Raw genomic sequence first — 13586 nt, 5'->3', positions numbered from 1 at the left:
TTATAATGAAAAATATGCAAGTGCTATTGCGCCTGGGCCTGCGTATGTACCAATTGTAGCACCTACAACTGTGTACTGAAGTTGATCTTCATGGCCCTCGTAAATAGCCTTTGAATCTTCTAAATATTTAGTAAGTACTTCCTGGGAGAAACCTGAATAAGCAAGACATAATGGCTTGCTAAAATCTATCCCACCAGAATTAGTAACAAATTCTGTCAGCATATTGTGGCTCTTTTTTGAACCTCTAGCCTTGCCGATAACCTTAACCAAGCCATCCTCGATTGTGATTACAGGCTTAATCATTAGCATATTTCCTGCGAAGGCTGCCGCTGAAGAAAGTCTTCCACCAAGCTTTAAATACTCTAAAGTATCAAATGCTGATATTACATGAACGTTCTTCATTTCTTCCTGGATGATAGAAATGATTTCATCACAAGATTTTCCTTCGTCCCTAAGCATAACTGCTCTTTGCACCAAAATGTATTCTGAAATACAGAATTGCTTAGTGTCAACGATATGTATGTTGTCTGAGTAATCCGCTGCTGCAAGGGTCGCACTTTGATAACATCCTGAAACTCCAGATGATAAGCAGAAATAAATAAGCTCATCCCCAGCTTCATCAGCCTTCTCAAACTCCTGCGCATAAACATAAGGTGAAATCTGGCTTGTCTTAGGCACTTCATCAGTTTCGATTAGTTTATGATAAAAATCCTCTGCGGAGAGTGTAACACCATCTAAATACTCTTCATCCCCAAATCTTACATTTATGGGTAATACTGTCACTCCCCATTCCTTAGCTACATCCTGTGGGATATCACTAGCGGAATCTGTGATTATTCTTATTGCCATTCTATTGTGTCCTTTCCTAATTACTTAAAAAATTAAATATATCTTAATTCAGTTATTTTAATTATTTGCAATTAGGAATGCAAGCCTTTTTTCTTATCACTTGTGTCTTATAACCTCAAATCGCTGAAGCTGAACTGGTTCGTCCATGCCGATACCACCCTTTTGGCGAGCGATAGAAATTTGCTGAGCCACAGAATCCACACCATCCAAATCTGGAAGCAATAGGCCTCTGCGATTTCCGTTGCTTACAATAACTCCGTAGCGTTTAACATCCAATTCATCTGGTGAGGATATAGGCTCTGGCTCGCTTAGCACATCAACATTGATTTCCAAATCAGGCAATTCCTCCGGGCTGATTGGATTAAAGCGAGTATCTCTGGTGGAGGCGCTGATGGCGTTTTGAATAATCTCTGCTGCCACGCACTCGGTGGTAGGAAGGATTGTTCCAATGCAGCCTCTCAGACGACCAGCCTTGTGGATGGATACAAATGCTCCGGCTCGCTTTGATACCAGCTCTTTAGGTAAATCATCCGGCATATCTAGCACCTTGCCCCGTAATATATAGCTTTCCAGAGACTTCTTGGCCAGCTTTACATATTCGTCAGCCGTCTCCTGTGAATCCTGTAAATCAGCATTCAGCTTTGACAGATAGGAGTCTCTAAAACGACGATTCTCATCCTCTCCTGTCACATAAAAAGATGCAATTCCGTAACCAACGCCTGTCACATCCTGATGAGAATATACATGGGCATCTACAGCCTTTCCATCCAAAGCACCAGCCATTATGACAAATGAACGATGACCACACTCTGCTGCTTTCTCACAGAAATCCTCTTTAAAATCAAACATCTCCTCAAAAGCTGCACGGCAGGCCACGTCCATAATCCTCTGGTCATAGACAGGTCCCTCTTTAGCGAATCCATAAGGCCCATAGTCCTGAAGCTTGTGAGATAAATCACCGCTGGCAACGAAAACTACCTTGCGATTAACTTCATCCACAGCCTCCTGTATCATCTGACCTAAGCGGTAGTGATCCAGCAAACCAAGTCCGGAAAGGCCGATGCGCACAATCTGCCCCTTGGCATACTTCTTCCTTATAAACCAAAGAGGAACCATGGTGCCATGATCAAGCTCTGGATCCCGCTCACCTAGTGTGCCCGCTGGAAAGCTGGCGTCATAAGCGATTTCGTTGATTCTATCTACAAGCTCTGTGTCATATTCTTCCTGGAAAGATACCTCCGGTGCGTTGAATCTGGCGAATGAACCTTTCGCTCCCTTTCCCGGAGAAATATGGAAATAGTCCGTATACATGATGCTGTGTGGACTGGTGATGATGATTGTATCCGGTTCAAGCTTCGCTATTTCATCTGCCACCTTTTCATAGGCATCGATAGTCTCCTGAACCTGGGCCTCGCCACCGCGGCCTACAGCCGGCACAATCATCGGTGGATGTGGAACCATAAATGCTGCAAGAATTGCCATAGTATAACCCCTCCCTTAACAGTTTCCTGTGTAAACATATTTCAAATGTCGCTTAGCTATATCTTTTAAATGATAGATAGTCTCCACTAGTGTAGCGCCTCTATCTACCATATGAAATCTTGGGAAAAATCTGGAAATGTGCAAAGGAATCTCTGGATTCACTGACGCTATCCAACTGCTTAGCTTATCCATCTCCTCATCAGAGTCATTCTCCCCTGGAATAATCAGCGTGGTAAGCTCCACATGACAATGCTTGGCCGCCTCCTGGATAAAGTCCATTACCATCTGCCTGTTTCCCTTTAACACGTCCTCATAATAATGGTCTGTAAAGCCCTTCAAATCGATGTTCATGGCATCTACATAGGAGAACAACTCCTTCACCGTAGCTACATCAGCCATTCCATTTGATACTAAAACAGTTTTCAGGCCCTTTGCCGAAAGGAGCTTTGCTGTATCTAAAATGTATTCGTATGATATCAATGGCTCATTGTAAGTAAAAGCCACTCCAATATTTCCATTTGCCTGCTGCTCATCAGCTATCTGAGCCAGCGTCTCAGGCGATACAAACCTTGCCTCTCTCTTACTATCATCCACTTCATCACCCCATGAAATGTGATAGTTCTGGCAAAATGGACATCGCAAATTACAGCCATAGCTTCCCACAGACAGAATATAGCTACCCGGATAAAATCGATTCAACGGCTTCTTCTCAATCGGATCCAGTGCAATCGCCGTGAGCATCCCATAATTCTCCGGCACAATGATGCCCTCCCTGCAGGTCCTCACCTGACAGAAACCATGTTTACCTTCTGAAATACTGCAATGCCTGTAGCATAGGTTACATACTGCCATAACTCCCCCCATTTCCAATTTTTCTTAGAAAATAAGCGGTGCTACGCACCGCTCTGTAATCTATATTAGCTTTAAATATTTCTCATAATCTCCTGGATTTACGCCAAGTTTTTTCATTGCTTCTTCTGCTGTGATGCCCATATTAGACATCAAAGTTTTTATTGATTCTATTAGCTGCTCATTACGACCTTGCTCTATCGCTTCATGCCTAATAAGCGCCTCTTCTTCCCATTTCTGCATATATTTAACACCCACTTCCTCGCTGGCCTTCACCCTTGCGACTCGTGCTTTTATTTTTTCAAGATTTGATGAGGCCATGATGTTATTTGTCTCTTCATCTTCATTATATTCAATGAATTTCATCAACGCAATAAATTCAGAAGAAACATCACTAGCATTTTTTCCATGAGTATTAATAAAAATTCTCTTTGCTCCATCCTCCAATTTCAAATCAGCATGTTTATCACATACACTTTCAAATGTATAAACATACTTTCCTAAACCGAACAAATCAAATGGCATAATCATTATAATAGTTGTGTTCTTGATACTGTTAAAGTCAACTTCTCCAGGCGCTAATAGTGACGAATCAATTAAAGCTTGATAATATCTAGTGCGCTTCACTAAATCGCCACGCCATTCTTTTTGCATTTCAGTGTTATAGATATTTGATTTATCATCCATAGCAAAGACATCTACTCTGATAGAACGTAACCAAGGAGCTGTTCTAAACTCCTTTTCTGTTTGAGACTCAGTTAGAAGATTGAGCTCATCTTCTCCCAATATGATACGAAGCAAAGCTTCATACGTTTCTCTGTCTTCTACTACTTCATCAAATAAGAATTTATCCAATAATGTAAGTTCTTGTAGGGTCTTCATAATACTACCTCCTGTACCCTATTATTTATGCTTACATTATATCGAACATATTTTCCGAACGCTAGTTCTTTTTTAACTAAACATTCAACTTGTCATGTGACTAATATGGTAAATATCACTAATCACCCATTGATATATTTTAGGCCTTAAATATCCCATATTATATAAATTATTACACTGGCTCGCCAATAGACACATCCCCGGTGATTCTCTCTCCCAAATGATTCGCCCATCGTTCTGGATATGCTGAGAAATATGATATCTTCTCTGCATCCCGTTTCTTCACATAAACAGGTAAAAAGCTCCAAGCAATAGATGGCAATCCTACAGCAATCAAATACATCGGCCCAAATATCAGCGACTGAATGGTGTGTCCATACTCATGCACCATAAGCATTTTTGAATACTCCTCTTCGGAGTACGCCTCCCTCTGATTTGGATAGAAGCAAAATGGGTCATCCGAAACAAACAAGAACATCCCTAGTGACAAGCTAGATTTGCTCTTCCACTCTGTGACTATCGCCCCCTTGTAGGAATAATGCTTGCAGTCTCTGTTCAATAAAAAATATATTGCCCCTACTAATGTCTGTGGCAATCCCCATGTACATTGTAAAACTCTATAAATGATTTTCATTTATTCCCCTTTTTGAATCTGGCCCTCCTCATTGAAGTGAACCAGGTCACCTTCGTCAATATTTCTAGTATATAAATCTGTATCAGCTACTTCATAATACTGTCACCACACACACTTTGGGTAGCATTCCAAGCGTTCTTCGTTGGAATCTTACATCATTTTGAGTAAAACTTGCTCAATAACATGCAATTCTATTTTATTATATGATTTCAATATGCCATTCAAAATCTACTAACTATGTAATAAATATTTGCTACTATCCTTTGATATTGGCTTTGGAGTAATAATATTGCCTTTACCATCCTTTATTAGCGTTCCATCACCTTTTATACCTTTATAAATATTTACAACATCAACTTTATATGAAATGTAGTCGTCTGCGTCTTTAAAGTTCTGTGATAATAAAACAAATCTAAATTCTTTTTCATGACTCCATTCTTCAAATTTAGTAAAGGCAGCCTCTATGTAGAATTTCACCTCGGAAAATGAAATCCTATTTAATTTAGATTTTTGTTTCGGTCTATAATTGCTATATGTGACGTTCCCAATGATAAATAATCCATCGGTAATGCTCGCTAATACAGCCTCCATGATATCTTTATGGCGATATTCAAAACAATATCCCTTATGGTCAGAACTATAATATGACCATAATAATATTTCTTCTGGCGAAGGGGCCACACAAAAGATTCTAAACAAATCACTTATATCCTGACTATTTGCAAATGAACAATTTACATCAAATGGATCATTAAATTTGTTGGGATTACTAAACGAAATAGTTCCGTCTACTAATCCATGTTTGTTACTAATTATGGATTCTTTAGAATAGTATTTATACCACTTTTTTTCATCGTTCTCTTCTATGTCTTCTCGCTTTAAAAGAATTCCATCTAAGAACTCCAAATACTGTTTATTTTCCATAAAAGCTTTCGGGCTACTTATAGCCTGTTCAAAATAAATATTATATTTTTCATCAAACACTGGCGAAAACTCTTCAATATGAATTCTATTATGCCCTTCATATTTTGCCACTGCTCTTTTTACATGAGTTTTTTGATAAAAATAAAATGCCTTTTTATTCTTATCTACTTTAATTGTCGGTTCTCTAAATAATGAAACTATTACTTTATTATCTTGTTTATAGAAACACTCCAAACAATTGCTCTTTGGAATATCCTGAACCAATTTAAAATCATCTTGTGTTTCTAGAAAAGCAATTTTCGCTATAGCAAAACGATAGCTTTCTATATCTTCCTTGTTTATATAATACATACCATCCTTCTCCATTTATTAAAATATTTATGTCAATTATATATTATCGTATATACGAATTCTATATAATCATATTCATTTAAAGAATTAAGTAACAAAATTTTCGCATTTATGTATTATCATAAATTTGTTCTATAAACTATAAGAAGGGAGCACGAGAAATAGCTTTGTCTATTTCCAGTTGAAATGGGTTTTCTAAATAATCTATTCAACCGAAAAGAAAAGGCCAGCATCACATTCTCACGTGAAGATCTACCTCAGGACTGCGTGGAAATTCTTAACTTAAATGAGACTCTAAATAAGTTACTCGAATCCGACCATTATATAGCTAAGAGCGAATATTTAGGCCTAATAGATACTTATAAGGATACCGTTGAGACTTTTAATATCCTAATCAAAAGCGGTATGCTTTCTTCTTACTGCGCACAAAACTCTTTTGACGAGACACTTGTCAAACAAACAGTAGACACATTTGAATCGTTAGAATCTACAATTGATAATTTCAATAATGCATACATAGCCAAGCATTTAATTAGCGAAAAAGAGTATCTTGATAACATTCTTCATGATGTAGACCCTGCCATTTCCTTAGATGAAGACCAAAGAAAAGTAATTCTTTCTGATGAAGATTATTCTCTAGTTATTGCTGGTGCGGGTGCAGGTAAAACAACTACCGTTGCTGCTAAAGTAAAATATCTAGTAGAAAAACAAAATATTGATCCTAAAGATATTTTGGTAATATCATTTACTAATAAAGCAGTAGGTGAACTTCGTGACAAAATTAATAAAGATTTAAAAATTGACTGTCCTATCACCACTTTCCACTCTACTGGAAATGCGATATTACACATCAATAGCCCAGAACAGCTTAATATCTTTGATGGATACCGTTTGTATTTTCTTATCATTGATTATTTCAAAAAATCAGTACTTACCAACGAGAGTCTAGTAAACAATATGATTCTATTCTTCTCGTCTTATTTTGATGCTCCGTATGAAGGATCTGATTTAAATGAGTTTTTCAATAAAATAGCAAAATCAAATTTTTCTACTATGCGAAGTGACCTGGAAGATTTCAAACGTGAAGTTCTGGATCAACGCACTAAAAAAATGGTCACAATCCAGAATGAGGTTGTACGTTCATATGAAGAAGTTGAAATTGCAAACTTTTTATATCTCAATAATATCAACTACGAATATGAGCCAAGATATCCATATAACATAATGTATGCACGCAAGCCATACACACCAGATTTCATAATCAAACAAGGTGATAAAGTCGCTTATATAGAACATTTTGGTATTACTGAAGAAGGAACAAATAACAGATTCTCAGAAGCTGAATTAGCTCGCTATAAGAGCTCTATTAATGACAAAATTCTTCTGCATAGAGAACATAATACAAAACTGATATACACTTTTTCATCATTCAAAGACCACCGTTCTATTACTGAGCATCTCCAAGAAAAGCTTGAGAAGGCTGGCTTTGTTCTGCAACGTAAAACTAATAAAGAATTGATGGAAAAACTTGTTTCCACCGAAGAAACTAGATATATTCGAAGACTTGTAAACTTGATATGCCGTTTTATCAATAATTTCAAAACAAATGGATATGGTGTTGAGGAATTTGACAGAATGTACCATTCTACAAAAAATGAGCGTTCTCGCCTTTTCTTAAACATCTGTCAGGATTGCTATCTAGAATATGAAAGATACCTCAAAGAAAATAATCTAGTCGATTTCGAAGATATGATTAACAATTCGGCCAGGATACTACGCGAAAAGAAGGAAATGAAACAACGCCTTCATTTTAAATATATTATTGTAGATGAATATCAAGATATATCTCGACAACGATTCGATCTAACATCAGCCTTATCCGACATTTGTGATGCAAAAATCATTGCAGTTGGTGATGATTGGCAATCGATTTATGCTTTCAGTGGCTCAGATATAACACTATTTACAAAGTTTCAAGAGAAAATGGGCTATGCTAAATTACTGAAGATAGTTCGAACATATCGTAATGCCCAAGATATAATCGATATTGCAGGAAACTTTGTACAGAAAAACCCTAGCCAAATTACAAAATCACTTATTTCACCTAAAACTATTCAAGACCCTGTAATCATCTATACCTATGATTCTGCTGCGAAGATTCCTGGGGCTAATCGCCGAACAGGAGCTATGTACGCTCAAGCACAGGCAGTTGAATATGCACTTGATCAAATTGTTGCTTATAACAAAGCTGAAGGTAAAGAAGATGTTGGTACTGTTCTACTCTTAGGTCGTTATACATTTGAAGGTGACCACTTAGAACGTACTGGTCTATTTGAGTTTAAGAACAGAGGAAATATCCTCAAGTCAGTTAAATATCCTAGAATTAAAATCACCTTTATGACAGTACATATGTCAAAAGGCTTAGGTTACGATAATGTCATAGTAGTTAATGGAAAAAACGAGACATATGGTTTTCCTTCAAAAATTCAGGATGACCCTGTTTTAAAATTTGTAATTAAAGGAGATAATTCTATAGATTATGCTGAAGAGCGTAGACTATTCTACGTAGCAATGACTCGAACCAAAAATCGAGTTTACTTTGTGGCGCCAGAACAAAATCCTTCTGAATTTTTGCTAGAAATAAAAAAAGATTATAAGAATGTGGTTCTTAAAGGCTCATGGAACGATAACCCTGTAGAAAATAAATTAGCAATAAAGCAGTGTCCTATTTGTGGCTATCCAATGCAATATAAATACAAAAATTCCTACGGTCTTCGTTTATTTATTTGTACGAATGAACCTGAAGTATGCGGTTTCATGACAAATGAATACCGAGCAGGAAAGCTCTCAATTTTAAAATGTGAATGTTGCAAAGACGGATATTTAATTGTTAAAGCAGCTCGTGGTGAGTACTTCTTAGCATGCACAAATTACAAAACTGATGGTACTGGCTGTAATAATACCATGAGCCCTCAGGAATACTCTACTCAAAAAGTATTTGAAGAAATCATCCCTGACAATTTTACAAATGAATATAAACAGAAAATTAAACAAACAACCGAGAAGGAAGAAAATATAACTCCTGATGTAGAAAGCTCATCATCTACTAACGTAAATACGAAATCAAAACAGGATGTTTCTGACTACACAAAAAAAATAGAACGATTAAACCAAGTTATGTATAAAGATTACCATGTAAATGAGCTTCTACATACTACTCTTAATTGTTTAATACATATAAGTGAAAACCATTATTTCAATACAGAAACCTTAGTTACTGTTTTAAACGGAGGAAATTCTGACAAAATAAAAAAATATGAGCTTTATACTGTCCCAGAGTATAGAATGTTAGCTAGCATGTCTTACATAGAGATTATTAAGATAGTCAATTGGTCCTTAGAGAATCACTATATATTACAAACTAAAGAACATATTCCTAAGCTCCATCCTACATATGAATGCAATAATTATTACGATGCTATTTCTGAGAAACAATTAAAAAATTTAAAAGAGCAATTAGAAAAGAAGTAATCAAACCTTGACCTGGACGATTACTTCCTTTTCTTATGTTCTATTTTCCAATAAAAAAGCGGTGCCAAGCACCGCTCTATTGTGTGTTATTTTACCTCTACAAGCTCAATTGTAAAGTTGAGTTCTTTGCCGGCCATTTCGTGGTTTGCATCAAGAGTGATGTTTGTATCATCCTTTGCAACAACCTTTACTGGGAATGGTCTGCCATATGGATCCTGTAAGTATACCTGCTGGTCTACTTCTAAGTTTTCTGAACCAGGAAGCTGTGCAATTTCAATTGTGAAAACTGCTTCCTCGTCACGCTGGCCATAAGCTTCCTCTGGCATAAGGTGAATATCAACCTTTTCGCCAACTTCCATGTTTGCAACAGCCTTGTCAAAGCCCTTAATCATCATTCCTGCGCCACAAACGAATTCAAGTGGCTCGCCTCTGTCGTATGATGAATCAAACTGTGTGCCATCGTTGAATGTACCTCTGTAGTGTGTGCGGCATGTCTTGCCTACATTCTTGCCCTCGAACTCTGGCTCAGAATGGCATCCGCCACAACCAGAGTGACCGCCACAGCTATGTCCTTCCTCGTGATCACCACATGTGTGACCCTCGCCATGGTGATTGCAATTTACACCAGAGTTGATAAGCTCACCCTTAAGGTATGCCTCAACTGCTGCATCTGTATCTCCTGAAGCACCAGCGCAAAGCTCAATTCCGCACTCGCTAAGAGCTGCCTGAGCTCCGCCACCGATACCGCCGCAGATAAGTACGTCGATTGAATTGTTGCTAAGAAGACCAGCTAAGGCACCATGGCCCTGTCCATCAGAACCGATAACCTCTGATGAAACAACCTTGCCATCTTCTACTTCGTAAATCTTAAACTGCTCAGTGTGCCCGAAGTGCTGGAACACCTGACCATTTTCATATGTAACTGCTATTCTCATTATATACTCCTTTTAAAAACAAAATCCTTGCTATTATAACTGCAAAAGGAGTATTAAGCAAATGACTACGCTTTAATGCTTTTCATTTGCTCCCTTCTGAATCTGGCCCGCCTCGTCGAAGTACACTAAATCACCTTCATTGATATCTCTCTTATACAAATCAGAATCAGGGACTTCGCGCTCAATTTGGTTGCCGGCCTCATCTTGTAATATCACAAGGACCTGCGGCACGTAACCTGCAGGTCGCTCTTCACATCCATAATCTGCTTCTAGGATTTTCTTTAGTTTGTAGGTCATAGTAATTCTCCACGTATCTTGTCTATCAAAGTAATATCCGCTGGTAACCAATCCACGTCGCCAAGCTGCTCCTTAGTCAACCACTTAGCTGCTTCGTGTTCCTTGAGAACCAAATCACCTTTTACAATTTCAGACCAGAAGCAATCCATTGATAAATGAAATGTTGGATAGTCATACTCAATAGTATCGATTAACTCACCAATACTGATTTCTGTATCCAACTCCTCCATAATCTCTCGCTTTAAAGCTTGCTGAGGAGTTTCACCTTCTTCGATTTTTCCACCAGGAAATTCCCAGCCATCTTTGTATTCACCATATCCTCTTTGGGTGGCAAATATAATAGGCTGGCCTTTCTCATTTTCAGCTTTTATGACTGCTGCAACTACACGTACTGTTTTCATATGAATTCCTTTTCGATACTAGAATAATCTTCTACCCAACCAAATACAGATACATGCACCTACCACAGATACAATAAGACTTCCGAACTGCCCGCTAGCTGATAGTCCTAGAATATCGAATGCAAATCCTCCTACAAATCCTCCAGCAATACCGAGGATTATATTCTTAATCCATCCAGACTTTTCTCCCATAATAAAGCTAGCGATAAAGCCTGCTAATGCTCCAAATAATAGTCCAAATATTAAACTCATAAATTATAACCTCCATATAGTATGCGATATTTATATTAAATCTCCATCAATCCAACACTTTTCAAATACTCATATGTTCCATCATAAAACTCAGGCAAACGAGTATTATCTTCATAAAAGCCACTAGGTGTCATATTTGAATTACCTTTAGGCACACAAATTACCATTCCTGCTCTCGCACGAGTAAGTAAGACTCTGTAAGCATTAAGCATATATTTCATCTGCTCCTGTTCTTTCTCGCTTTTACCGGTCCTTTCTATCCATTTAGTGCTTCCATTAAAACGATAATATCTCCATTTACCATTATCATATCTCATATCTGCATCCCAAAGAAGGCATGTATAGTCTAGTTCTAATCCTTGAACCTGAATTTCAGTAGCCGCGTCTTCAAGATAATTTGACGATCTTGTATCATCTTTATCTTCCAAGAACCAATGAACGGCATTTTCATCTCCTGTCTCTAGGATATGAATAGCCAAAGGTTTAAAACGTGCCGCTTCCTTTGTAACTAAAACCCCAGTACGTTCTGTACCTCTAACTTTTTTATGTAACCATTCTCGTGCCTTATCCATGTCTCTTGTTAAAACAATTGGATAATTGTCTTTTATTTCCTCATATATATTTTTTGCATTAGGATTAAAAGTCAAAACGGAATGTACAAATGCTGATAGCTTTTCTGCTCTATATGAGCGAAGGGACACCTTTAAATGCAAATCATCTGAAAAAGTTACATTATTGTTTACTTCCAATAATTCGTTTACCTTTCCCTCCGCATACTCAGGCTCAGTGAGCATTGGTGATATATATACCTTCCAGTGTGGAAAATGCTCATTAATAGCATTAATCCACTCTGAGATACCTGCCTCACCTGTATTAATTTCCTGTCCACCACCAACAAGACAAATAATAGTTGCCCAGTCTTCTCTTTGATCTAGAGACCATATTAAAAATGCTGCTTCCGAAACAGGGAAATTAGGCACTTTTAGTTTATTACCGTAAGTACCTCCTCTCTTTAAATATGCCGCCAAACGTTCATGTGTCCATGCTCGTTGTGCCTCATCAAAAATAGCTACATGTTCGACTTCTCCAAAACCTGCTGTATCATTACGTTCAGCCTTTTCTGGATCGATTTCAAGCTTTCCATTTTCAACAGGATTCTTTATTTTATGTAGCATATTGTCTCGATATCTATGAATCATTTGTATCGATTTACCAACTTCTCGTTTTGAATCTGTCTTGGTTTTCTTTTGATTTAGCGCCTTACACTTCTCATAATTATCTCTTGCTAGTGCCTCTGTAAGTACAGCTACTAATGGACCATTTCCTGACAAATATACTGCGCCTTCATCATCAACTGGAGAATCACCACCTTGATATGTTTGTTTAACTGCAACATCTAAACCTACCAAAGTTTTTCCAGCTCCCGGTACTCCAGTAACAAAACAAATACTTTTTTCGCCCTTAGCTTTGCTCTTATGAATAACATCAAGAACATATGCTATCGTTTTGTCTGTATATACCTTATCAGCCTCATGTCTAGTTATATCTTCAACTGAATGATTTTCATAAAGAGATCTTGCAGCTTCTATTATTGTAGGCGTTGGAGCATATGGGCTATTAATCCATTTTTCATTTATGGCTTCTTCTTTTGGAAATGAGTTCAGTGCCATAGATATTAAACTATATAACCCTTCGGTTCCTGTCATTAAAGGATTCATCACTCGATCCGTATATCCAGATGGCTGTATAACGCTTGATGCTCCATTATGCTTGGTAGCAACAAGAATAGGTACTATCACCTTATTCTGACTGTACTTATGAAAATTATTTAAATCTAAAGCATAATCAAGAACTTGATCAACATCTGCTTCAAGAATATGCTTTTCGCCAACTTTAAACTCCAAGCAAAAAATAATTCCCCTAAGCAAAAGGACCACATCTATTCTTTTTCCTAAACGTGGAATATCATATTCAAAAATGATCTGACTATTTGGCACTCTAAATTCAGATATAATATTTTTCATAATAGATATTTCATCAACCCAAGCATTTCTCGAAGTTGTTCCTATATCTCCATGATAATTCTGACATATTGTTCCTAAAATAGACTCTTCTGTCTCATTCAAAAATTCTTCAAAAGAACCATTGTATAAACAACGACTACTTTTATTCATCGAACAATCCCCTCATTCTATTTCT

The 13586-nt window shown here is 37.3% G+C and carries 12 protein-coding genes; 1 reads left to right on the top strand and 11 read right to left on the bottom strand.

The features are described 5' to 3' along the window. The 6 genes from E7274_RS07720 to E7274_RS07695 all read right to left on the bottom strand — a co-directional run bounded on the left by E7274_RS07720 (window position 1) and on the right by E7274_RS07695 (window position 5971). A complete protein-coding gene (locus E7274_RS07720) occupies window positions 1–849 on the bottom strand; it encodes a DegV family protein (RefSeq protein ID WP_304175017.1) in 849 nt (282 codons plus the stop codon). 96 nt (window positions 850–945) lie between these two features. Then, entirely contained in the window at window positions 946–2331 is a 1386-nt protein-coding gene (amrA, locus tag E7274_RS07715) for an AmmeMemoRadiSam system protein A (RefSeq protein ID WP_304175015.1), read from the bottom strand. A 15-nt stretch (window positions 2332–2346) separates the two neighbouring features. Continuing rightward, window positions 2347–3183, bottom strand: a complete 837-nt coding sequence (gene amrS / locus E7274_RS07710; RefSeq protein ID WP_304175013.1) for an AmmeMemoRadiSam system radical SAM enzyme — start codon at window positions 3181–3183, stop codon at window positions 2347–2349. A 60-nt stretch (window positions 3184–3243) separates the two neighbouring features. Continuing rightward, on the bottom strand, window positions 3244–4062 hold the full coding sequence (locus tag E7274_RS07705) for an Rpn family recombination-promoting nuclease/putative transposase (protein ID WP_304175011.1): 819 nt from the start codon (window positions 4060–4062) through the stop codon (window positions 3244–3246). Window positions 4063–4234: 172 nt separating this feature from the next. Continuing rightward, window positions 4235–4696, bottom strand: a complete 462-nt coding sequence (locus tag E7274_RS07700) for a hypothetical protein (protein WP_304175009.1) — start codon at window positions 4694–4696, stop codon at window positions 4235–4237. 231 nt (window positions 4697–4927) lie between these two features. Then, window positions 4928–5971: a DUF2971 domain-containing protein gene (locus tag E7274_RS07695; protein ID WP_044933852.1), complete on the bottom strand. Its 1044-nt coding sequence runs from the start codon at window positions 5969–5971 to the stop codon at window positions 4928–4930. Window positions 5972–6157: 186 nt separating this feature from the next. Here E7274_RS07695 and E7274_RS07690 point away from each other — a divergent pair, with 186 nt between their 5' ends. Then, window positions 6158–9502 carry a UvrD-helicase domain-containing protein gene (locus tag E7274_RS07690; RefSeq protein ID WP_304175007.1) on the top strand — a complete coding sequence of 1115 codons (3345 nt, stop codon included), beginning with the start codon at window positions 6158–6160 and terminating at the stop codon, window positions 9500–9502. An 86-nt stretch (window positions 9503–9588) separates the two neighbouring features. Here the strand turns inward: E7274_RS07690 and E7274_RS07685 are convergent, their stop codons facing one another. The 5 genes from E7274_RS07685 to E7274_RS07665 form a co-directional block, all read right to left on the bottom strand. Beyond that, window positions 9589–10437, bottom strand: coding sequence for an FKBP-type peptidyl-prolyl cis-trans isomerase (locus tag E7274_RS07685; RefSeq protein WP_304175006.1), 849 nt, complete (start codon window positions 10435–10437; stop codon window positions 9589–9591). A gap of 72 nt (window positions 10438–10509) precedes the next feature. Then, window positions 10510–10734 carry a hypothetical protein gene (locus E7274_RS07680; protein WP_304175003.1) on the bottom strand — a complete coding sequence of 75 codons (225 nt, stop codon included), beginning with the start codon at window positions 10732–10734 and terminating at the stop codon, window positions 10510–10512. Beyond that, window positions 10731–11135, bottom strand: a complete 405-nt coding sequence (locus E7274_RS07675) for a (deoxy)nucleoside triphosphate pyrophosphohydrolase (RefSeq protein ID WP_304175001.1) — start codon at window positions 11133–11135, stop codon at window positions 10731–10733. Before E7274_RS07675 ends, E7274_RS07680 begins: the two co-directional genes overlap by 4 nt. Window positions 11136–11153: 18 nt before the next feature. Then, window positions 11154–11387 (bottom strand): GlsB/YeaQ/YmgE family stress response membrane protein, encoded by a 234-nt coding sequence (locus E7274_RS07670; RefSeq protein ID WP_044933843.1) that lies wholly within the window; start codon window positions 11385–11387, stop codon window positions 11154–11156. A gap of 35 nt (window positions 11388–11422) precedes the next feature. Continuing rightward, the gene (locus E7274_RS07665) at window positions 11423–13561 is read right to left on the bottom strand and encodes a DNA/RNA helicase domain-containing protein (RefSeq protein ID WP_304174999.1); all 2139 of its coding nucleotides are present in this window, start codon (window positions 13559–13561) and stop codon (window positions 11423–11425) included. Window positions 13562–13586 lie beyond the last annotated feature (25 nt).

The sequence above is a fragment of the Pseudobutyrivibrio ruminis genome (genome assembly GCF_015057245.1).
In the GTDB taxonomy this organism is placed as follows: domain Bacteria; phylum Bacillota; class Clostridia; order Lachnospirales; family Lachnospiraceae; genus Pseudobutyrivibrio; species Pseudobutyrivibrio ruminis_E.
The sequence above is the reverse complement of the archived record's forward strand: the minus strand, read 5'-3'. Positions and strand labels throughout refer to the sequence as shown.